The organism is Paenibacillus piri (assembly GCF_004354045.1).
Lineage (GTDB): Bacteria > Bacillota > Bacilli > Paenibacillales > NBRC-103111 > Paenibacillus_S > Paenibacillus_S piri.
In genome coordinates this window covers 45,498-66,764 of sequence record NZ_SMRT01000010.1, presented here as the reverse complement: position 1 = coordinate 66,764, position 21,267 = coordinate 45,498, and the positions used below count along the sequence as shown (strand labels likewise).

17 protein-coding genes and 1 pseudogene are annotated in these 21,267 nt (G+C 48.3%); 8 read left to right on the top strand and 10 right to left on the bottom strand.

Going from position 1 to position 21,267, the window contains the following annotated elements:
- Positions 1–11: 11 nt before the first annotated feature.
- Entirely contained in the window at positions 12–887 is an 876-nt protein-coding gene (locus E1757_RS20115; RefSeq protein ID WP_133231422.1) for a carbohydrate ABC transporter permease, read from the bottom strand.
- Between the two features lie 18 nt (positions 888–905).
- The gene (locus E1757_RS20110; protein ID WP_133231420.1) at positions 906–1,850 is read right to left on the bottom strand and encodes an ABC transporter permease; all 945 of its coding nucleotides are present in this window, start codon (positions 1,848–1,850) and stop codon (positions 906–908) included.
- 439 nt (positions 1,851–2,289) lie between these two features.
- On the opposite strand from E1757_RS20110, the gene E1757_RS20105 reads away from it, so the two are divergent.
- The 4 genes from E1757_RS20105 to E1757_RS20090 all read left to right on the top strand — a co-directional run bounded on the left by E1757_RS20105 (position 2,290) and on the right by E1757_RS20090 (position 6,855).
- The gene (locus tag E1757_RS20105; protein ID WP_165972196.1) at positions 2,290–4,392 is read left to right on the top strand and encodes a helix-turn-helix transcriptional regulator; all 2,103 of its coding nucleotides are present in this window, start codon (positions 2,290–2,292) and stop codon (positions 4,390–4,392) included.
- Between the two features lie 276 nt (positions 4,393–4,668).
- Positions 4,669–5,436, top strand: a complete 768-nt coding sequence (locus E1757_RS20100) for a GNAT family N-acetyltransferase (protein ID WP_133231416.1) — start codon at positions 4,669–4,671, stop codon at positions 5,434–5,436.
- Between the two features lie 69 nt (positions 5,437–5,505).
- The gene (locus E1757_RS20095) at positions 5,506–6,030 is read left to right on the top strand and encodes a GrpB family protein (protein WP_133231414.1); all 525 of its coding nucleotides are present in this window, start codon (positions 5,506–5,508) and stop codon (positions 6,028–6,030) included.
- Positions 6,031–6,189: 159 nt separating this feature from the next.
- Positions 6,190–6,855, top strand: a complete 666-nt coding sequence (locus E1757_RS20090; protein ID WP_220446512.1) for a methyltransferase family protein — start codon at positions 6,190–6,192, stop codon at positions 6,853–6,855.
- 232 nt (positions 6,856–7,087) lie between these two features.
- Here E1757_RS20090 and E1757_RS20085 read toward each other — a convergent pair whose 3' ends face one another.
- From E1757_RS20085 to E1757_RS20060, 6 genes are all read right to left on the bottom strand, one after another.
- Positions 7,088–11,980, bottom strand: coding sequence for a DUF2252 family protein (locus E1757_RS20085; RefSeq protein ID WP_133231410.1), 4,893 nt, complete (start codon positions 11,978–11,980; stop codon positions 7,088–7,090).
- A gap of 219 nt (positions 11,981–12,199) precedes the next feature.
- Entirely contained in the window at positions 12,200–13,150 is a 951-nt protein-coding gene (locus tag E1757_RS20080) for a ComEC/Rec2 family competence protein (RefSeq protein WP_133231408.1), read from the bottom strand.
- Between the two features lie 38 nt (positions 13,151–13,188).
- On the bottom strand, positions 13,189–14,280 hold the full coding sequence (locus tag E1757_RS20075; RefSeq protein WP_220446511.1) for an ABC transporter ATP-binding protein: 1,092 nt from the start codon (positions 14,278–14,280) through the stop codon (positions 13,189–13,191).
- A 12-nt stretch (positions 14,281–14,292) separates the two neighbouring features.
- Positions 14,293–15,939, bottom strand: coding sequence for an ABC transporter permease (locus E1757_RS20070; RefSeq protein ID WP_133231406.1), 1,647 nt, complete (start codon positions 15,937–15,939; stop codon positions 14,293–14,295).
- Positions 15,940–16,022: 83 nt separating this feature from the next.
- Positions 16,023–17,123 (bottom strand): ABC transporter substrate-binding protein, encoded by a 1,101-nt coding sequence (locus tag E1757_RS20065; RefSeq protein WP_133231404.1) that lies wholly within the window; start codon positions 17,121–17,123, stop codon positions 16,023–16,025.
- Positions 17,124–17,227: 104 nt separating this feature from the next.
- Entirely contained in the window at positions 17,228–17,935 is a 708-nt protein-coding gene (locus E1757_RS20060) for a GntR family transcriptional regulator (RefSeq protein ID WP_165972195.1), read from the bottom strand.
- 198 nt (positions 17,936–18,133) lie between these two features.
- Here E1757_RS20060 and E1757_RS20055 point away from each other — a divergent pair, with 198 nt between their 5' ends.
- Both E1757_RS20055 and E1757_RS20050 read left to right on the top strand, forming a co-directional pair.
- Positions 18,134–18,361: a hypothetical protein gene (locus E1757_RS20055; RefSeq protein ID WP_133231400.1), complete on the top strand. Its 228-nt coding sequence runs from the start codon at positions 18,134–18,136 to the stop codon at positions 18,359–18,361.
- A 10-nt stretch (positions 18,362–18,371) separates the two neighbouring features.
- Positions 18,372–18,842: pseudogene (locus E1757_RS20050) on the top strand (nitric oxide synthase oxygenase); the annotation flags it as partial.
- Positions 18,843–18,925: 83 nt separating this feature from the next.
- Here E1757_RS20050 and E1757_RS20045 read toward each other — a convergent pair.
- Positions 18,926–19,225, bottom strand: coding sequence for a DUF3955 domain-containing protein (locus E1757_RS20045; protein ID WP_133231396.1), 300 nt, complete (start codon positions 19,223–19,225; stop codon positions 18,926–18,928).
- A 65-nt stretch (positions 19,226–19,290) separates the two neighbouring features.
- Positions 19,291–19,521 (bottom strand): helix-turn-helix domain-containing protein, encoded by a 231-nt coding sequence (locus E1757_RS20040; RefSeq protein WP_133231394.1) that lies wholly within the window; start codon positions 19,519–19,521, stop codon positions 19,291–19,293.
- A 268-nt stretch (positions 19,522–19,789) separates the two neighbouring features.
- Here E1757_RS20040 and E1757_RS20035 point away from each other — a divergent pair, with 268 nt between their 5' ends.
- Together E1757_RS20035 and rsiV are read left to right on the top strand one after the other, a co-directional pair.
- Entirely contained in the window at positions 19,790–20,293 is a 504-nt protein-coding gene (locus tag E1757_RS20035) for an RNA polymerase sigma factor SigV (protein ID WP_133231392.1), read from the top strand.
- 1 nt (position 20,294) lies between these two features.
- Positions 20,295–21,152, top strand: a complete 858-nt coding sequence (rsiV, locus tag E1757_RS20030; protein WP_133231390.1) for an anti-sigma-V factor RsiV — start codon at positions 20,295–20,297, stop codon at positions 21,150–21,152.
- Positions 21,153–21,267 lie beyond the last annotated feature (115 nt).

Here is a 21,267-nt window from a genome sequence, read left to right as displayed (position 1 = left end):
TGATTGTAAGATTAACCTTTGATTGCTCCGACCATAACGCCCTTAACAAAATATTTCTGAATAAACGGATAGACGGCCAGCATTGGCACGATCAGTACCATCAATCCTGCTGCTTTGACCATTTCGGGCAGTAGCGGTTCGGATTCTCCCGACATATCGGCATGTATGTCGTTCAGCAGTGTGTTGCTCTGGATCATTTTTTGAACGAGCACCATTAGATTGTATTTTCCCGTGTCGTTCATATAAATCAAGACGGACATGAAAGCATTCCAGTAACCGACCGCGTAGAACAAACCGAGTGTGGCGACCACAGGCAGGGAGAGCGGTAGTACGATGCGGCCGATCAGGCCCGTTTCCCCGCATCCGTCTATTCTGGCGGCATCTATAAGCTCCTCGGGAATATGCTCGAAAAACGTTTTCATAATCAGCATATTGAAAGGACTGATCAGTTGTAGCGCCCAAATCGCGCCAAATGTGTTCACAAGCCCAAGCGATTTAATGATCAAATAAGTCGGTATCATCCCGCCGCCGAACAGCATCGTAAAGACGATGAACAGCGTAAAGGGGCGACGCGCATAAAAATACGACCGGGACAATGGATAGGCGGCCATAACGGTAAACAGCATGCTTAAAGCGACTCCGACCGTAGTGATCGTCACGCTATTGCCGAATGCCTTCATGATACCGGTCCCTTCAGTCAGGTTCGAGTATGCGGCTGCGGACAGTTCGACTGGCCACAGTGTCACCTTGCCGGAGACGACGGCGTCATAAGAGCTTAACGATATGGACAACAGATGAATGATCGGCAACAGGCAACTTAAGGCGGCGGCCGCGAGTATAACGATATTGCAGAAGGCGAAAAGCCGTTCCGCTTTGGTTGGCTTCATGTAGTACCTCCTTGAAGTTTACCACAACGATTGGTCGAAACGACGGGCAACCTGATTGGATGTCCAGACGAGAATAAGGCCGATTACAGACTCGAACAAGCCGAGAGCGGTCGTGATGCTGTACATGCCTTGGCCAAGTCCGACCTTGTAAATGTAAGTGCTGATCACTTCCGATATGCTGGTAACAACCTGGTTTTGCAAAACGTAGATGTGATCGAAGCCGACCTCCATGACCCGTCCCATGGACAAAATGAGCATCAGAATAATGGTCGGCCGAATGCCGGGGAGCGTAACGTGCCAAATTTTACGCGCTTTTCCCGCTCCGTCGATCGATGCAGCCTCATATAAGGACGGGTCTATGGAGGAGAGGGCTGCCAAATATACGATGGCTCCGAAGCCGGCTTCCTTCCATATAGCCGAGCCGACAAAAATCGCTATCCATGATTGCGGCTCGTAAAGAAACGCCTTTGTTTCCCCAAACAGCGCAAGCGCGATCCGATTGACGATGCCGTTCTCCATGGAAAACATCGTCACGACAAAGCCGCCCACGATAATCCAGGAAAAGAAGTGCGGCAAGTAGACAAGCGTTTGTACCGCTTTGCGAAACTGCATTTGGCGTACCTCGTTCAGCAGGATAGCAAGAATAATTGGCACAGGGAACCCGGCAACTATGTTGAGCAGGCTCAGCAGCAGTGTATTCCGCAAAATGTTCAGTAACTGCGGATTATCAAACAGCAAGCGGAAATTTGCTAAGCCGACCCATTCGCTGCCCCAGATGCCTTCACGCAATGAGTAGTCCTTGAAGGCGATCAGCAATCCTGCCATCGGGGCGTATTTAATGATCACGAAATAGACGACAACGGGAGCAAACATAAGTAATAGCGGTATATTTTGCCGGAAGCGCCTCGTTCCGGCAGTTGGAGCAGGAGCATTTTTCAACGAATCCGCTGCAGTAGCTTTCATTAATATCACCTCCTTACTTCGCGTCCTGCGACTGCCATGCATTAACGATAAGTCAGGCGGCTGTCTGTCGGCAATGCACACTATTTTTTGCGGTTAACCGTTTTTATCATTAATGTATGGTTCGTGGTATGGTTCGTGAAAGCGGCTTCGAAAACTGCGTCGATCGATTAACTGTTTTTAACGTCATTGACCGTTTTTATAAATCAAATGCTACGGCTTTTGCATGTGGTATAATACGGCTATTCTTTCACTTCAATAAAAAACGTAAAGGCGGATGGTGGCTATGCGGATGAAATGGCACCTATTGTCGAGCAAGTGGTCATTCAAGCTGTTTCTTTCGTATTTACCGGTGTTGCTTATTACCGTTGTTATAATGTTGCTAGCTTTCATATGGTTCGTGACAGAGCTCGCGCAGCGAGAAGCACGGAATTCGGCAGAGATGGTTGGCCACAACTTGATTGCCTCTTTAGACACGTATGTCCAGACTGTCGATCAGCTCATGATCAAGGAAATGTTCGTAGGTGATTGGATGGATTTGTTCTACCGTCCTGTTCAAGGCCGAAACGCATATATGGACGAATATCAGGTTTCCAAAGCGCTTCGCGTATTGCGCAATACGATTCCAGAATTGGAAAGCGTGTACTTGTTCAGACTGAGTGACGGTCTAGTCATGACATCAAGTGAGCGGACGACACTGGCACAATTTCATGATCACCGTTTTTTGGAGAGCATTGTGGACGAGCCGGCACTTTCGTACTGGCTGCAGCGAAGAACAATCGCTGCCTCATCAGAGAAGCCCGAAGAGGTTATCTCCTTGATTAAGGAGTACCCGGCCAATTCGGGAGAACTGGGTTATGTTGTCGTAAATATAAGCATCAATGCGATCCCGCGAATCGTTGGAGCTTCTGCCGGCTCGTCCCCCCAGTATATAAGACTGACCGACCGCAGTGGAGCCGAGCTATTCAACAACGGAGGTCCGACGGTGGACGATCAGTCGAACGACGGGCTACTGTTCCGTTTGAAGTCGGACTACACGGGCTGGACAATTACGAGCGGCATCAAGCCAGACATACTTCGTATAGCGAAGACACTGTCCTACGTTTGGTCGGGAGCCGCCTTGACCGCGCTGCTTCTGGGCTGCAGTTGGATGTTATTTGTAACGCGCAAACATTACCGTCCGATCGCCACAATAATGAACAAGATCGGAGTTGTGAATCCGACCACAGCGGAATCGGGAGCGTCCGGGAAGGTAGACGAGCTGTCGGTTATTGAAGCTACATTGGTTGGACTCATTCACGATATTCACGAACAGCGGGAAAAAGAAAATAAACATTTGGCCACACATAAGCGGAACGTGTTTTACGAGCTTGTGCTCGGACATCGGCTATGGACCGAACAGTTGACTGACGAGTTAAACGACGCCGGTGTGTTTGCCCGAATGGAGCGGGGGGTAATTGCTTCGATCGAAATTGACCAGTATCGCGGGTTCCAGGAGAAATACAGCCCGCGGGATCAGGAGTTGTTCAAATATATGGTTCAGAAGGTGATGCAGGAGCTGTCAATCGATGTTGGCGTTATCATATGGTCGGAATGGATTAAGCCCAACCAGCTTACGGCCGTTGTTTCGACCGTGCCGGGAGAAGAAGCCGCTGACGTGCTTGAATCCTCGTTGGTTATAGGGGACCGGCTAAGAGGGTGGCTCGGACAACATGTCCCGTTTACGGTGACGCTCGGAATCAGCGATCCGATGGAATCGGGACATGATCTTTCATTCGCATACGCCCAGTCGGCCAAAGCGCTGAAATATAAGCCAACCTTCGGCGGCAACCGGTCTATTCTGATTCGCGATATCGACTTCTCGGAGCGAGAGGATATAATCCACCAACTTGAGGCGGTTAGACAGGTTGCCCTTGTTTATCGACTCGGGGACGACATGTGGAAGGAGAAGCTCAATGCCTTGTTCGACGTTCTCGAATCCAATGCGCAAGACCGGGACGAGCTTGTCAACCTGCTACACTACTTTCTTTATTGCTTAAATAAGGAAATGGCAGCTTTGGCTCCAGATATCCGAGTTCATTGGCATCTGAAGGCCGATCAACTAATGGAAAAAATTACGAATTTTGAATTACTCGATGAGATTCGGCTTCATTATACAACCATTTTACAAGAGGCCAGCGATGTCTTAGCCGAGCTGCGTCAACGGCATCCCGGTCAAGACGCGGTGCGTCTGATCAAAGAATGGGTTACACAGCAATATGCGGACAGCGATTTGTCGTTGAATTTAGTCAGTGACAAGCTGGGTCTTTATCCAAGTTATGTAAGTCGGATATTCCGCGAGGAGACAGGAGAGAACTTCCTCGATTACGTAACCCGGATTCGGATGGAGGAAGCGAAGCGGCTGCTGCTGGAAACTAAAGAGCCAGTACAATCTGTGGCTGCTATGGTCGGCTACTTGCACGCGGCATCGTTCATTCGCGTTTTCAAGCGGGCGACGAATTTGACGCCGGGAGATTACCGCAAGCTGAATGGAAGGCAAATTTAGAGGATGCACAAAAGCTAATATCTCGCAGCCCGACCAACATAACCAAAATGTAATAGCAGAACTCATGTATATTGGAAAGAAACTCATATAAACATAAACGGACAACGATAACCGCCTGACGTTTGATAAAATAAAACAATCCGAGTAAAGGTGACCTTTAGAACTTATTATTTGATGATCGAAAAAACACAACATATAATGTGCAACAATAAAATACAGTAATTTTCAAAATTATTCTGCTAGAGCGCGCTAAATTAAATTGGAAGGTGCAAAAAAATGATTACAAATCAACAGTTAGTTATAAACAATTTTGAAGAAAAATTAAAAGTATTTACTCATGCAGTTAGTGGAGAACTTACAAAGGAAGAAGATTTCGTCATAGCGAATACAGAAATTCCCACTAATACATTCAATGTATTATTGCCGAAATCTCCAAGTATCAAAAATGCAGTTAAGATTAGACATGGAGTCGATAATTTTTCCTTTAAAGAACATCCCTTTAGTACTTGGATTGATGCTCGGTATTTAAACGATGACTGGAAAAAGCTTATGCAAGAATATGACCTAAAAGAAGCGGAACGTAATGTAATGATGAAACTTGAAAATACTTTTAATGTTGATCAAAAAATTTCCCAGCAGCTTATGATTACTCATGTGAGAAATAATGAAGAACTTATGAAATATAAAGAGGTTTTTGTGAGTCTATTTGAAGGTACACCAGAAAAAGATGTGTTAGAAAGTTATTTTAATAAGTTTTCGCAAACAAAATTAGGTTCAGAAGTTCAAATGTTTATTGGATGCATAGGCGAAATGACTGTAACTACTGGTTTATTAATAGAAAGCAAAGATAGTTATGGTATTTATGATGTGATGACAAAAGAAACATTTAGAGGTCAAGGATACGGCAGTGAAATGTTTCAATTCCTTCTAAATCAAACAAAGGATAAACAAAAACCAGTTGTTTTACAGGCTTCTGAGGATGGAAAAAATATCTATAAGCGCTTTGGATTTATAGACGTCGGAGAAATGGTTGTATTTGAATAAGAAGTTTTATATGATGATCTAATGCCCTAAACTGGTCACAATGAATATTTTCCGGAGGAGGTTACTGAAATGAATGTTGTGGTTACAAAATATAACGATAATTGGAAACAGAAGTTTAGCGAGGAATCACTAAAAATAAAGGAAATTTTTGGCGATGAGTTAATTGACATTCATCATATAGGCAGCACTTCAGTTCCAGGGTTAAAATCCAAACCAATCATCGATATTATGCCAGTAGTAAAAGATATTGAGAAAATAGATTCGTTTAATGTACGAATGGAACAGCTTGGTTATGAATGTATGGGCGAGCTCGGCATGAAAGGAAGAAGATATTTCCGAAAAGGCGGAGATAATCGCACGCATCAAGTACATGTGTTTCAGAGGAATAACAAGGAAGATATTACTCGCCATTTAGCAGTAAGGGATTACCTCCGAATGCATTCGGATGAAGCAAGTCGTTATGGAGATTTAAAAGAAAGCCTCGCCAAACAGTTCCCAAGGGACATTGAAGCTTATATGGACGGTAAAGATGCGTTTGTTAAAGAATTAGAAAGGAAAGCGCTAAATTGGTACAAAATGGGCAAGGAACTTTAACCTAACGGAGTACCATAGCTTAATATAAAACGGAGACGCGGCTGCCGGCGTAGATCGGCAGTCGCGTTGTGTTAATGGGCAGCATAGTATCATAAAGAAGGGGAACAAGGAGGACTATCCAATTATATATTTGAACAGTTCTTATGGGAGGTGTATTTTTTGTTAAAGAAAAAAGTCTATTTTAGGACGCTCCTGTTTTCAATCGTTTTCTTTACTTTTCTCTTTTTGCCTGCAGGATCACTTCACTTTTGGGAGGCATGGATTTATTTTGTAATCTTTTTCGGTTCAACGTTCTTTATCACTGGATATTTTTTGAAGAGAGATCCTGAACTAATAGAGAGAAGAAGTCATGCTAAAGAAAAAGAAAAGGAACAAAAAATGTTCCAATCCATATCTGGTATCACTTTTTTTGTGGGATTGTTAGTCCTTCCTGGTTTAGACTATCGATTTGGTTGGTCAAATATTCCTTTATTCATTGTATTAATAGCAGATGTCGTCATCTTGCTTGGTTTTTCGATTGTTTTCTTAGTTTTTAAAGAAAATTCTTACACGTCTGCCATAATCGAAGTGAGTGAGAACCAAAAAGTTATATCTACGGGTCCATACGCGTTGGTTCGGCATCCAATGTATACAGGGGCTATATTTATTATACTTTTCACTCCTCTTGCTTTAGGTTCAATTTGGGCATTGATTCCCTCGATTTCTATAATCATATTTATCGTTCTTAGGCTGTTAAATGAAGAAAAGGTATTGTTAAAAGAGTTACAAGGATATGAGGAATATTGTAAGAAAACACGTTATCATTTAATTCCTCATATTTGGTAAGACTTCAAAACCAAATTGCCTGTTGCTATCATTATGTTAACCGCTATTAGACTAATCAAGTAGTCAAGGTATGGCAGGCTAATCGTGAAAAGCAGAGAAGTACAAAGACGCCTCCAGAACCACTGTATTGGTGGGGCTGGGGGCGTCTTTGTCTTCTTACGGGTACCCTTTCAGCTATGAGAAAAGCCGCTTCTCAGCTGGCAAGCCCGCCAAGAAACAGCTTTCTCCATTTCTATTTTATTTGCAAGGCTCTTAACACAATTGCCGCCGCTTCGGCGCGAGTCGTATTCGCTTTTGGCCTTACCGTACCCTCTTCATAGCCGTTGATAAGCCCTTTGGCCGCTGCGGCGGCAAGCGCCGCGCGAGCCCATTCGGATACCTCGGATCGATCCGTGAAGCTGATGTCCTTGCTCGCCAATTCGATCCGCGCGGCGCGGACTGCGATCGCCGCCACTTGTTCGCGGGTAATGAGGTCGTCCGGACCAAAGGCATCGTCATCATACCCGTCGACGATTCCGATCGCCGCCGCTGTCGAAATCGCCTCCTGCGCCCAATGCCCCCGGGTGTCGGCAAAGCTTTTGCCGGTTTGCTGCTGCAGCTTGAAGGCTTTGACGACAACGGTAACGAATTCGGCTCTTGTAATACGGTTATCCGGTTTAAACGTGCCGTCCGGGTAGCCGTTAATCGCGCCAAGCTGAACCAAATCTTTTACGCTGGCCTCGCTCCAGTGCCCCTTGATATCGGTGAAATCCGCTTCGTTAACCTGAGGCTTTGCGGCCGCGTCGGCTTTTTCCAAGCCAAGTACGGCGAATTTCGTGAAATGCGTCACAGAGCCCGATACCTCGGAACTGGTTGGATTCACCTGCTGGTCATTCAACAGTACCCACTGACGGGTTTGCTCGTTCAGCCAGTACAAGCCTATCGTATGCTTGCTCGAATCCAGCTTCGCGTTATCGTAGGGAAGCGTAATGACGACAGGCTTGCTGAAGTCGCCGTCCCGATCTTTCGTAATCTCGTAGACATCGCTTAACAGGATCCATGCTTGGTCTGTCGGCAAAATCGAGGTGTCGCTTACTTTGTTTACGGTTATTTGCATGGAGCTATCCGCTGCCGCTGCCGGCACTTCGATGCGAACCCCATTCAAGGTCAGCGTTCCTCCGTCGGCTCCCGAAATCGTTCCGGTATTGGCCGAAGTGCCGCTCCCTCTGCTGCTGCTCCGATGGTTCGAAGGAGTAACCGGCGTGTACACGACAAATTGGGTAAAATGCTTCGTCCATATCACTAGATCGCCGCCAACGGTGATGGTGGCATCGCCGCCGTCCGCAATTTCCCGGTTGGTCGCCGCCTGGGTATCTTCCGTCACCGTCCCCGTAATCGGAACGATCGCGCCATCCTTGACGAAACCGGCCAATTTCCCTCCTTGGTTCGGGATGAGCAAGCGCACCGCCTGATCGAAAATCAGCGATTCGTCCGGCGAGCCGACTTCAATAACGGCGTTCACAATAGCGTCCCTGATGACTACACTGCTGTTGCTTTGCGCCTCCGGAAGCCGGATCGTGCCGTCCCAACCGGCGGAAGCCGTAATTTTCGTCCCGGCCGGAAACGCTGCGGTCACATTGCCAAGCGAAGTCGCCGCCTGGACTTCGATTAACGGAAGAGTCGCCTCCTTGCGGGTTCCTACCGTTACAGGCGTAACCGCAAGCTTGGCGTTTGCCGTGCCCGAAGGAACGCTGATCGTTACGGGATCGTTCGTTATTTGAACCGGTGCGTCGGCGCCAGCCGTGATTGCGGCCGCTCTGACCGCGTTTACGGTGTACGTCTTGCCGGGACCGTCCTGTGCCTTCACCATAATTGTGATCACGTTGCTGCCCACATCCAGCGGGATCGCTTCGCTCGCTTGTCCGCTAGCTGCCGGAATACCGTTCACGGTCAATGTGGCGGCAGAATCGTATACGCCAGCCGTGACGGTAAGGCTCGTTATTCCGTTGCCCACTTGAGACGTATAGGCGGTAATATCCGGCGCAAAAGCGGGACTCAGCGTTCCGCTTGACAGCGTCAAGGCGTTCAATTCCGCGCTGCCGTTATCGGCCGCGGCTCCTCGGGTGACATTCACGGTGTATGTCTTGGTAGATCCGTTCTGCGCCGTTACCGTAAACGGGATGGCGTTGTTTCCGACGGACAGGATGAACGACTGGCTCGTTCCGCTTATATACGGGCTTCCCTTGGCCGTCAGCGCCGCTTTGCTGTCCGTTGCTGTCGCTTTGATCTCGATGGAAGTTACCGCATGTTCGACCGCGACGTTATACCGGGTAATCCCGGCTGCAAAGGACGGGGACAAAGCGCCTGTATTGACGGACAAACCGTCCAGCGTCGCAACGTCGATCAGCTTACCGGCCAGCATGTCGTCGCGGACCAGCGCAAAATCGGCGGCAACCTGATGCGAGTAATCCTCGGCGGCGTTTAGCATGAAGGTTTCCAAATCGCTCCAGACCGGAACGAGCTGCGCCGCAAATTGGTCTTCGAACTTGTAGTCCAATTGTTCGGATACTTTGTTCAAACGGGCGTGCGCGTAAGCATAAGCCTTCGCCGAATCGATTAAATATTGTTCCAGCTCCGTTTTATTCGAGAATGTTTTATCGGTGTAGTCTCCTTTAAAAGGCGATACTTCCCGAACCAGATAGGAACGGTCCCCACTCTTCAATACGCCCAGATAGGCGTCGGTATCCCGGGACATTTTGAGATACGCGTCTTTGGAAAGGTATGCATCCCGAAGCTGCTCCTTGACATCGAGCAAAATGTCGTCCGTACCGGCTGCGCTCGGTCCCTCGATCAGAACGTTATAGCGTACTACGCCTATGCTGCCGATGCCCTGATGGATGCGCCGCGCGATGTCTTTGATCGTGAAATAAGAGTTGAACCGGGCGTCGTCCAGACTCGGGAAATTGCTTCTGAGTTCGGCCTTATAGGCTTCCCAGGCGGCTGTCACTTCCGCGATCTCGGTCTCGGACGCCGGTTCATACTTGTCTTCGTTGCCGGCGATTTTTATTTTTCCGTTCAACGCCCGCTTACCCAGCAGCTTTTGCAGCGCATCGGCGTAAGATCCGGTTGAAACCTTGTCCATCACCTTTTGCGTATAGGCGGTTACGTTGCTTCTCGTCAGCTTGGCCGATTTTTTGCCGGCATCGTTGTGGATGTCGAGCAAGGTGTTCTTGTACGTATCCAGGAAGGTTTGGGACAAGGCGCGAAAATCGGCTTCCTGAAGATTGGTGATGCCTGTGCTGTCCTTATCGTATTTCACGACATAAATACTCGTGACAAAACGAAGCAAATCGTTATAGAAGCTTCCGATGCCGGCGGAATCCGGATCGTTGAGATCGAACACCATGGCGCCTTTGCTGTCGTTAAAGGTTCCCACGTTTTGAATATGGGCGTCGCCTTGCGTGTAAGTTAAAATTTCCTTCCAGCCGGGGATAGCCGAGCCGGGAGAAGGGATGAGTCCGGATGCATAATCCGACCGGAATAAAGCGTTCGTGCCGCGGAAAAAAGTGAATGCGTTCGCCCCCATCGCATCGCTTCCGTATTTATAGGCTTTGACCGCAGGATCGTTAAAGAAAGTATTGTCCGCTACAATTCTTTGCTTCACTTCATTTTTACGCGCATCGTCGGAACGGACAGGCTGGCTGTAACGGAGCAGGGATATTCCGGCGATCGGGTCGGAATCCTGCCAGCCGCTACCCTGCACTGCCGGAGCCTTCAAGGTTACACTGAACGGTACCGTGTTCGTCACGGCCGAATACGCTGTGCCGGAAATGGAGAAAAGGATCGTATTATCACTGCTTCGTCCCTCGGCCGCAACCGTCCACTCGCCTGGGGGCAGATCGTTCAAGCTGTAATAGGTAGAACTGATGACGCTGTTCCAAGGAACGCCGGCGGACAGTTTAATCCGAAACTGGGCGTTCAATTCCTTCGCGCCGCTCATGCGGATTTCGGACGATGCCGCTTCCGGAGCGCCGGCGATCTTGTTAGCGGGCGTGAATTTGACCAACGTAACGGTATGAGGCCCCTGGTCGGCGATGACGGCAGCGGCCGGCTTGTTCGCCTGATTCCATGCGCCGGAATTAACGACAAAAGCAAGGTTGACATCTGAAGCGACATGGCCGGAGCCGTCACCGGTTATCGTAATCCGGATCTTATCGCCGCTGGCGCTTGCCGTCGCGGTCAAGCCCGCGGGAAGTCCGGTTACGGCAAAATCGCCGGCACCCCACGCACCTTGCTTGACGCTGCCGTTGACAGCCTTCAGCTGAATCGTATTATGATCCGGATCTACAGCGGAGTTTGAGCTCATCCGCACCGTCTGATCGGTGTCCACAATCGCATACGCCGCCGTGCTGGCGGAATTGCGCGGCTTTGCGCTGCTGACCTTCTCGAAGTCTTGTCCGTTATTTCTCGTATCCCAGTTGTTCCCGCGGTTCGGGTAAGCTGAGGCCGTTTTCTTAATCTCGGGATTCAACGGATCGAATACGAAGCGCTGCAGCGTATTTTTTTTGCCGGCTTCCGGAGCCGGGGCGGTGCAATAAGCGTCGACGATGCCGTACCCGACAAAATCGACGATGCTGCTTGCCAGCGGATCGGCCATCGGGTCTTTGACAGTCAATAAATTGGACTGATTCGATAAAATCAGTTTGCCGACGTTGTTGTCCAGCTTAAAGGCTTCGTCGGCATCCGAGGATGGCAGGTCTTTCCCTACGCCGACCGTTCCGTTGCTGCCAAGAGCAATCAGGTAATAGCCGTATGCAGGAATGTCGGGTGTTTTGGCGCCCAAATCGACTTTCTTCCAATTTTTCTTATCGTTATCGGCAAATTGAACGGACCAGCCCGCAAGCGGTACGGTCTGAGCGGTCGGATTAAACAATTCGACAAAATCATTCGCGTACAAACTGTCCGGATCGTTCGCTTTTCCCCCATAAAACTGGCTGATAACCACGTTCGCCGCCAGATTGCCGGTCTTGGCCACACATGCGGACGCGGCTGCCGCGTGGCTCGTCCCCGCGATCGTCCACAGCGATTGAATAGCCACTGCCGCCGAAAGGATGCCGGCCATCCAGCGTTGATTTAATGTCCTCAAATCGATCGTACTCCTCTCTCTTCTCAAAATCTCAAGCTATTCTATCATTTGAATGTAAAATGAGAGGGAAAGAGAGATTAAGCCAATGTAAAAAATCAAATAAAATAGGCTGAAAGCACTAGGCTTCCAGCGGGGGGGGAGGGGGACTAACGGCCGGAAGGCCGATTTGGAAGGACCGGGACGGAAGCTCCATGTTCATTCTCCGCCCGGCTGCGCTTTTCAATACCCGATTTCAATCTGGATGGTGCCGCGAACGATCACGCGGTTTTCTCCCGGACGCATATCCCCTGTCAAATGGAACGGGGCTTCTGTGACGGAGCGAAGCCGGTTCCATTCGGGTAGCAGGTTTTTGCTTTGCTCCGCATGAATGGGGATCACGCAATGCTGCGGCCGAATCCATGCCAGGATGTCGGCATTGAAGCCGTCGCTCAATCCATGATGCGAAACTTTCCATACTTGAGCGGCAAGGCTGGAGCGCTGCGACAGACGCCTCCAGCCAGGCTCGAGCTGGTCGCCGCCAAAGAGGACGGCTGCCTCGTCTGAAGCTTGTCCGTCTGCGGACAGGCTGTATACTGAGCTGTCGTGGTTGGAAAGGTCGAAGAAGCTTTCCAGCAGCTCGCCGGGACGGCGGTCCGCTGCGGCAGGCTCGGCCTGGGCAGCCTGCACAATCGTTTCATAGCCGGGAAGCGGGTCTTCATGCCACGGATACAGATGGCGCAGTGTCATGCCGTCTTCGGACCATACGACGGAACGGTCCTCTGATCCGAAGCTGCTGCGCCATATGATTTCAGTTCCTTGCTCTTGCAAAATGGCGATCAGCTCCAGATAGGAAGCGAGCATCCGGTATACCCGCAGCGCCATCGGGCTGCCGGTCTGCTCAATAAGCTTTTCCTCCGGAAGCTCGAACGGCTCATAAGGAAGCACCGCCCGGCCGATCGTTTTCCGCTTGGCTATATCCAGCAACCCGTTTTGGTGATCTTCATGAATATGGGTCAGGATCATCCAATCCAGCTTATCTATTCCGTTTCGGGTCATCCACGCTTCCGGATGGTCCTGATCGGGAGAGCGGTTCCCGTCTCCACCGTCGATTAAAGTTACCGCACCGGATGGATGCCGGATCAGGTGGGCGTCTCCCCACCCCACATTAAGAAATTGCACTTTTGCCTGCATTACGACAGCTCCTTTCTTCAAATGGGTTGCCTTACCGCTCAAGAGCCTGATGGTAATAGACGGACTTTTTTCTTATCCAATACTAGACGGACGAACCCTTCCATATTGCCATGCAGACGAGGACTGGAGTCATCGACAATCCACTGCAGCGCGCCCGCTTGCACCCAATACCGCGTCATGCGTCCCAAGAAGCTGTGCCGAACGATGGCCCCGCTCCAAACATTGTCACCGGATGCATCTCCGTCTCCCGGCTCAAGGATCGAGATAAACTCCGGCCGGATTACAAGCGTAACTTTGTCGCCCTGCTGCACCGTATAGGAGTCATTATGGATTCGGGTAGCAAAGCCGTCGCATTTTACGATAATATCCGTATTTTCAAAGCCGACCACTTCGCCCTCGACAAAATTGGCCGTGCCGACGAAATCGGCGACAAATGCGCTTTGCGGCTGGTAGTAAATTTCCCAAGGCGTGCCGACCTGGCAGAGGCGCCCGCCGTTGAATACCGCGATCCGATCGGATATGGACAGCGCTTCTTCCTGATCATGAGTGACGAAAATAGCCGTGATCCCGGTTCGCTGCTGCAGCACGCGAAGCTCGTTTCTCACCTCGACCCTCATCTTGGCATCGAGATTGCTTAACGGTTCATCCATTAGCAACACGTTCTGTCCCGTAATCAGCGCCCTGGCGAACGCAACGCGCTGCTGTTGGCCGCCGCTCAGCTGCCGGGGATATCTGTGCTCAAGCCCTTGCAGCTCGAACATGTCCAGCATGTCCGTTACCTTCGCTTTGATGTCGGCACGCGGCAATTTCCTTAGCTTGAGTCCGTAGGAAATATTATCGTAGACGGTCATATGGGGGAAAAGCGCATATTCCTGAAAAACGAGCGGCGTGTTTCGTTTGAAAGCCGGAATCCCGTTCACTTTGTTCCCTTCGATGAAGATGTCGCCGGCATCGGGCTCGTAGAACCCGGCGATCAGCCGCATCAACGTTGTTTTGCCGCAGCCGCTAGGACCGAGCAGCGTCGTAAAGCTGCCCTTCGGGATATCGAGCGTGACATTATGCAAAGCTTGAAAGGAACCGAATGATTTGGACACGCTGTTAATGTGAATGATGGACTCCATAGAGCTCATGCTAAGCCTCCGTTACAACTTTAATGAATGACCCATTTTTTTCAGAAGAAACGTTGTGATCCCCAATATGGCGAAGGCGATGGAAATCAGCACGACGGTCAATGCGGATGCGCTCCCCCACGCGCCGTTCTGTACTAGACCGAGGATGGATACCGTGCCTACCGAAGTCTGTGCGGAATAGAGGAAAATAATGACGCTCAGGCATGTGATCGAACGCAGGAAAGATACGACCATGCCGGAGAAGAAAGGTCCCTGAAGCAGAGGCAGCAAAATGTTCCTGAACGTGCTGAAGCTCCCCGCTCCGAGGTTGTGCGACGCTTCTTCCAGCGAGCCGCTAATTTGCTGCAGGCCGGCAAGGCTGGCGCTGTAGCAAACGGGCAAGTTCCAGAACATCAAGGCGATGATCATGATAGCGGATGTTCCTGTCAGGACGAGCGGTGGCTCGTTGAACGCCATGGCAAAGCCGAGCCCGAGAAACACGCCGGGTACGGCTCCCGGCAAAATCGCGATAAAGTCCAGGATCCGGTTGATCCCAATCCGTTTCCGCTGAACGATATACGCGAGCGGAATGGAAAATAACGCTGCTGCTACGGAAGAGATCAAAGCATATTCGATGCTGTTGCCGATTTCCCGCTGCTTGGCGGCGACATAGCTCATATTTTTCAGCGTAAACGACCAATCGTAGCCCCATGTTTGGGTGAACGCCCCGTAAAACAGCACGCCATAAACAGCTAGAACGATGGCGGTCACCAACAGGCAAAAGCCGAAGATGCCCCATTTGGCATAAGCGGGCACAGGGTAATGCGCCAAAGAGCTTTCCTTGCCCGTCACGGTAATATAGGACAGCTTGCCGACCCAGCTTCGGTTCAGCAGGAACAGCCCGAACGCGGGAACGAGCAGCGCGGTGGAAAGCATCGCCGCCGAAGACAAATCAAACCAGCCCGACATTTGCATGTACGCCTCGGTCGGCAGCAGCGTGAAGTTGCCTGCAATGATCATCGGATTTCCGAAATCCGCCAGAACATTAATCGCTGCGATCAAGCAGCCGCCCGCAATACCCGGTCTGCACAAAGGCAGAACGACATCTTTAAACACCTGCCAGCGGGTAGCCCCGAGATTATAGGCGGCATACTCCAGGTGGATGGAGGAGGACTTCATCACGCCGTAAATAACGGTATAAGCATATGGGAAAAAGGTGATCGTCTGCACAAGCCACAGCCCGTGCCACCCGTAAATGTCGATATTCATATGCAGCAACTGCTTGGAAATGATCCCCTGCCGTCCAAACAACAAAATGTAGGACAAAGCTACGATGAATGGCGGCGAAACGATCGGCACGATCGTAATAAAACGAAACAGTCCTTTCAGGGGGATATCCAGCCTGGCAATGGCATAGGCAAAGAAAAAGGCGACGACCGTACAGGAAAGCGTTGAGATCACGGTCATGAACAAGCTGTTCCAAGCGGCTTGAACCCACCTGGAGTTGGAAAATAACGCCTGATAGTCGGTTATACGAGGAAAGCTGACAACCTTCAAAATCGGCCATATGACGAAGTAAACGGTAATCACCGTGATGATCGCAATGACAGCGGCCAGCAAGGGGTCGCCTTTTAACCGTTTGGCATCCGCCCATGCCTCTCTAGCGCGTGAAGAAATCAAACAAAGTTCACACCTTTCTGCAAAACGGATCTATGCGGAAGATGAAAGAGCTCTCCCGCATAGCGCAATCCATGGAACGTTGATTATTTTTTGCCGATCATGTCGGAAAATTTCTTGACCACATCCGCCTTCATTTGTGCCGCTTTGTTTCTGTCGTAGTTGACCAGCTTTACATCTTCGACCTTGATCATGCCTTCCGGCGGCGCTACGTCCTTGCGAACCGAATAACGGTTGGACAGCTTTGTATTCATCTCCCCGACCGGTTTGGTCAGCAGCCAGTCGATAAATTTTTTCGCGTTCTCGGTGTTGGCTCCGCCTTTGACAATAGCTGCGCCGCCAATTTCAAACGCCGTTTGCTCAGGCACGATGACCTTGATCGGGTAACCTTGCTTCGCCGATTTGACGATATCATGGGCCCAGGACATCGCGGCCACGAATTCGCCCGTCGCGGTCAGGTTGATGCCGTCTACGGCGCCGGGCGTATAGTGATGGACGTTCCCGTTCAGCTTTTCCAGGTACCCCCATCCTTTGTCTTCGCCCAATCGGAACAGCTGATCCGCAGCGAAGATGTATCCGCCCCCCGCCGTTGCAGGATTGGATGTAATAAATAATCCTTTGTAATTGGGATCGAGCAGGTCATCCCATGTTTTCGGCTCTTTCACTCCTTTCGGCTCAAGCTCCTTTTTGAAACGCTCCTTGTTCAGCACGATGCCAAGAACGCCCATGTACCAGCCCTGCCAATACCCGTTCGGGTCGTTAAACTGCTTATCGATATCTTTCTGGTTGGGGGACGCATACTTTTCCAGCAAGCCCTGCTGCCCAAGCGGGTCATAAAACTCAACCGAACCGCCAATCATCACATCCGCTTTCGGAGCGGATTTCTCGGCCTGAATTCTCGTGCTGGCCTCTCCCGGACCGCTCAAGCGCAAATACTCGACTTCAATTCCCGTATCTTCCTTAAATTTTTTCTGGATTTGAACAATATCGTCCTCATTTAACGCGGCATAGACGACCAGTTTTTTGGAATCGCTGCTTTTTACATTTGAACCCGAACCCGTCGATGATGCCGGCGCAGTCTCAGCCTTGCTTGGCGCAGTCGTTCCACAACCTGATAAAACCGATACGCTTACAAGGGAAATTACCGTTAAAATGCTTGCAAATTTCACATTCCAATTCCGAAACATGCAGATCCTCCTTTTTATTGGACAAGCTGTCTGACATCTATAGAATAGAATGTGAATATTATCGTGGCATCAAATGAATGTTAAGTTTTTTTTAAGGAATCCGGCTACTCCCGTTTAATAAACAATTTAAAGACGCTATTTTTCAAATAATCCATGGAATAAAAGACCGGCCTGTCCGCTTCGTCGAAGTGCAGCTGTTTGAGCAAAATAATGTCGTCGCCCAGCATTTCCACAGCTTTCCGGTCCATTTCGTTCGAGCTGTTTAATACGCAGATTTCCGTGACCGCATAAGCGATGCCGATTCCCATCTTATTTTTTAAAAAATCGAAGATCGCTCCGGAAAATCCCTGCTCAAAATGATTCGCGGCCAAACTTTGCGGAAAAATATTATAGTAAAATGCCACCTTGTTCCCGTCCGCCGTTCTGGAGCGCTCCAATATGACTACCGGCTCGTCGGTCAGCAATTGCTGTTTCCAGGCTTCCTCCGGCTCGCGGGTATAAATTTTCACGTTCGATTCGCTTTCCACATACCCTTCGTTCTTGATCATTTGCCCCAGGCTTTGCAGCCTGCTCAGCGGGTTCATAATAAAATCCGGGCGGCTGTTCACATAAGTGCCGACGCCGTTTTTGCTGATCAGCACTTTTTCCCGCTGCAGCATCTTGAGCGCTTCCCTGAGCGTAGGGCGGCTTACATTGAACTGTTTGGCCAGCTCCGGTTCGGAGGGCAGTCGTTCCCCGGGCTGCAGTTCTCCGGCTTTTATGATTCGTTCAATTTCTTCTTTGACTTTGAGATACAGCAGTTTTTTCTCCATATGAATCGTTCCTCCCATGTAGTCGTCGTTGTCCTTTTCCGATGCTGTCTGACATCTAAAGTATAAGCGGGGCTCGTTGTTTTGTAAAATGGGAGGACGGTTTTCACAGATGTTTGCTTCAAAAATTTGGGAATAATGTAGGAATTTATTCATTCGTGCCGAAAGACTTATACAAACCATTGTAATGGAGTGTGACCTATGGCACGTACATTTTACGCGGAAGGAAGACAATTGGCCTATATTCTTCGAGGGATATTCATCATTGGAGGTCTGGCTTTGTACTATTACACAGGGCTCAATCAATACTGGTGGTTATTTTTTGTCATCCTCATTGGCGGTGTAATTGCGGCAGATATGTTAGGTGCTCTGTGGACGAGGAAAAGAAGAAAAGAAAAGGCTTCAAGCGGCAGGAGAATGAAGCGGTAACAGTAGCCGTTGCATCGGACGACTTTTTTGGCAGTCTCTAGAAGTATTCGATGGCAGAATCGTACATTCAGAAGTTGACATGGCAGCCGCGCTTTTCCGTCATATTCAATATGCGACGAATAACGGAAAAGTTCGTCCTGCAATTACCATTTTTCGTCAGGAACGGAATGGTTCAAAAATTCAGATTTGGAATCATCAATTAATCCGATATGCAGGCTACGAAAGAAAAGACGTGGTTGTCGGCGATCCTGCTTCTATCCGTTTGACGAAAGCCTGTTATCGGCTTGGCTCGAAAGGGAACGAAACGCAATTTGATGTACTTCCAATAGTCATCCAAATCGACGATCGTATTCCCAGGTGGTTTGACGTGCCAGAGCAATATGTACTTGCTCTCAGCAGTTTCAACCTGAAATCTGAATCGCTTGTACACGTTCTAGATGAGCTAAACGGGCAATTCGAGTGGCGGATCACCGTCTACTAGAAGTAATGATCGGATGGTGGCCACATAGTCTTTGATATTTTGAGCTTCACTGATTCCAATGCTTTTTGGCCCCATAAAGTGCGTTATAATCTACAACGTCGTGAGCCAGACTTTAATGCAAAACGTGCCAAGTTCTCTGTGTATATCAACAAGTCGAATTCATCATGGGAAATGAAGAACTGAGAATACGTTCTCGTACGTCGTTCTCTTCCTTCAATCAGGGTAAAATATAAAGATTTATGATAACCTATGGGGATGAGAAAAAATGGTTCTAAAAGAGTACCATCTGGAGCAATTTCAGTACCGATATTGCTACGGGCGACTAGACAACCGATTCCTGCGATAAATAGCATTAAAGCTGGAAGATACTTTGCAACTTTCATATTCATCACAACCTTCATAAATAATAATGATTAAAAAATAAATGATTATCTTCAACCATCAGGTACTACTTTGTTAATAGTTTATTTGTAGCATCTTTTGAATACTCCAGTATATCCCCTGGCTGACAATCCAGCACTTCACATATTTTTTCTAAAGTTGAGAAGCGAACCGCCTTCGCTTTTCCATTTTTCAATATGGAAAGGTTAGCCATCGTTATTTCCACTTTCTCGGAAAGTTCTGTTACGCTCATTTTTCTTTTTGCCAACATAACATCGATATTGATGATGATCGCCATATGAACACCTCAGACTGCCAAATCATTTTCCGATTTGATTTGCACATGTTATACAATCGATCATTACCTGGTATCCTAATCGTATATCAACTTCCACAAGCCTGATCCATGTACAATTTTGGTGACAGCTGGAGTAGCTCAATGAGCTAATAGAACTTGAGAATTTCTGTCCTCATTAATCGAAAAACAAACTTTTTAGGGTACCTCATACGTCTTATTTATGTAAGGCAAGCAAATGATACGCGCGTATCAAGGAGAGAGGCATTAAATGGATAAGAAGCTGGAAAAATTACTTATTCGTTTTATTACGGAAAATCAGGAGAATGTGTATCGATTAGCTTTCAGTTATGTAAAGAATGCAGAAAATACACTTGATATCGTTCAGGAGTCTATCCATAAGGCCCTGTCATCATCAGGAACCTTAAAATCCGAAGGATCGATGAAAAGCTGGTTTTACAGGATCGTGGTGAATACATCGCTCGATTTCCTGAGAAAACAAAAGAAGATTCAACTTGTGGATGATAAAACATTGGAATTTCATAGCCCTACTAGTGAAGACGTCTACCATGACATTGATCTGGAGAAGGCTTTGGAGGAATTACCCTATGCCTTTCGGACTGTTGTTGTACTTAGATATTTTGAGGATTTAAAAATTGAAGAAATTGCGGAAGTGATGAACGAAAATATCAATACCGTAAAAACACGATTGTATCAAGCACTCCGCAAACTTCGAATTAAAATGAGCAATGAATTTTTTGAGGAGGTAAAGTAACATGAGCGAACAGCTGGAACAATTGAAAAGAAAATATAAGAATACGCCTATCCCCAATGAATTGGATTTCGTTGTGAAGAAAGCCCTTAAGCAACGCAAGAAAAGACACGTGAATAGGATGAAGAGTCTCGTTGGGATTGGTGCAGCGGCTATTATATTAATAACAGGGATTAATACTAGCCCCACCTTTGCAAATGCCTTATCGGAAGTGCCATTGGTTGGCTCGCTCGTCAAGGTACTAACTTTTACAGAATTTAAAGTAGATGAAGAAACTGCCAAAGCCGATATTAAAGTACCTGCCGTTGCCAACATGGAAAACAAAACCTTAGAAGCCACCTTGAACAACAAATACCTGGAAGAGAGTAAAAAACTGTACAACGATTTCACGGCTGAGATGGAGGAATTAAAGAAAAATGGCGGGGGTCATGTAGGTGTAAAAAGCGGTTATGATGTCAAAACCGACAATGATCAGATTCTTGCAATTGGAAGATATGTTGTAAGCACGGTTAATTCCTACTCAAAATATACCTATGACACAATAGACAAGAAAAATCAGCTTTTGATTACCTTGCCGAGTTTATTTAAGGATGACAGCTATATAAGCCTAATTACCAATAATATTAAAGAACAGATGAGACAGCAGATGAAGGCAGACCCTAATAAGGTTTATTGGGTAGAAGGCTCAATGAGTTTTGAAACCATTGCTAAAGATCAAAGCTTCTATATTAATAATGATGGCAAACTTGTCATCTGCTTTGAAAAATACGAGGTCGCACCAGGGTCTATGGGCGTACGTGAGTTTATTATACCGACCAATTTGATTGCGGATGCATTAGTAAGTAAAGAATATATCAAATAAAAATCGAATTCGAGTCACAGGTGTCTGTTAAGCTTTGTCTGTAACCTTTGAAAACGAATCCGGTAACTGCTGTGCCGTGGCTTGACACGGAACCTCCAGCGGGCATGATGTCTTC

What these genes read in the sequence shown, in the direction of transcription:
- E1757_RS20055 (WP_133231400.1), top strand. Translation starts at nt 18,134, where the DNA reads ATGGCACGTACATTTTACGCGGAAGGAAGACAATTGGCCTATATTCTT.
- E1757_RS20075 (WP_220446511.1), bottom strand. Translation starts at nt 14,280, where the DNA reads ATGAGCTCTATGGAGTCCATCATTCACATTAACAGCGTGTCCAAATCA.
- E1757_RS20065 (WP_133231404.1), bottom strand. Translation starts at nt 17,123, where the DNA reads ATGTTTCGGAATTGGAATGTGAAATTTGCAAGCATTTTAACGGTAATT.
- E1757_RS20040 (WP_133231394.1), bottom strand. Translation starts at nt 19,521, where the DNA reads ATGGCGATCATCATCAATATCGATGTTATGTTGGCAAAAAGAAAAATG.
- E1757_RS20100 (WP_133231416.1), top strand. Translation starts at nt 4,669, where the DNA reads ATGATTACAAATCAACAGTTAGTTATAAACAATTTTGAAGAAAAATTA.
- E1757_RS20060 (WP_165972195.1), bottom strand. Translation starts at nt 17,935, where the DNA reads ATGGAGAAAAAACTGCTGTATCTCAAAGTCAAAGAAGAAATTGAACGA.
- E1757_RS20080 (WP_133231408.1), bottom strand. Translation starts at nt 13,150, where the DNA reads ATGCAGGCAAAAGTGCAATTTCTTAATGTGGGGTGGGGAGACGCCCAC.
- E1757_RS20095 (WP_133231414.1), top strand. Translation starts at nt 5,506, where the DNA reads ATGAATGTTGTGGTTACAAAATATAACGATAATTGGAAACAGAAGTTT.
- E1757_RS20105 (WP_165972196.1), top strand. Translation starts at nt 2,290, where the DNA reads ATGGTTGGCCACAACTTGATTGCCTCTTTAGACACGTATGTCCAGACT.
- E1757_RS20035 (WP_133231392.1), top strand. Translation starts at nt 19,790, where the DNA reads ATGGATAAGAAGCTGGAAAAATTACTTATTCGTTTTATTACGGAAAAT.
- E1757_RS20115 (WP_133231422.1), bottom strand. Translation starts at nt 887, where the DNA reads ATGAAGCCAACCAAAGCGGAACGGCTTTTCGCCTTCTGCAATATCGTT.
- rsiV (WP_133231390.1), top strand. Translation starts at nt 20,295, where the DNA reads ATGAGCGAACAGCTGGAACAATTGAAAAGAAAATATAAGAATACGCCT.
- E1757_RS20110 (WP_133231420.1), bottom strand. Translation starts at nt 1,850, where the DNA reads ATGAAAGCTACTGCAGCGGATTCGTTGAAAAATGCTCCTGCTCCAACT.
- E1757_RS20045 (WP_133231396.1), bottom strand. Translation starts at nt 19,225, where the DNA reads ATGAAAGTTGCAAAGTATCTTCCAGCTTTAATGCTATTTATCGCAGGA.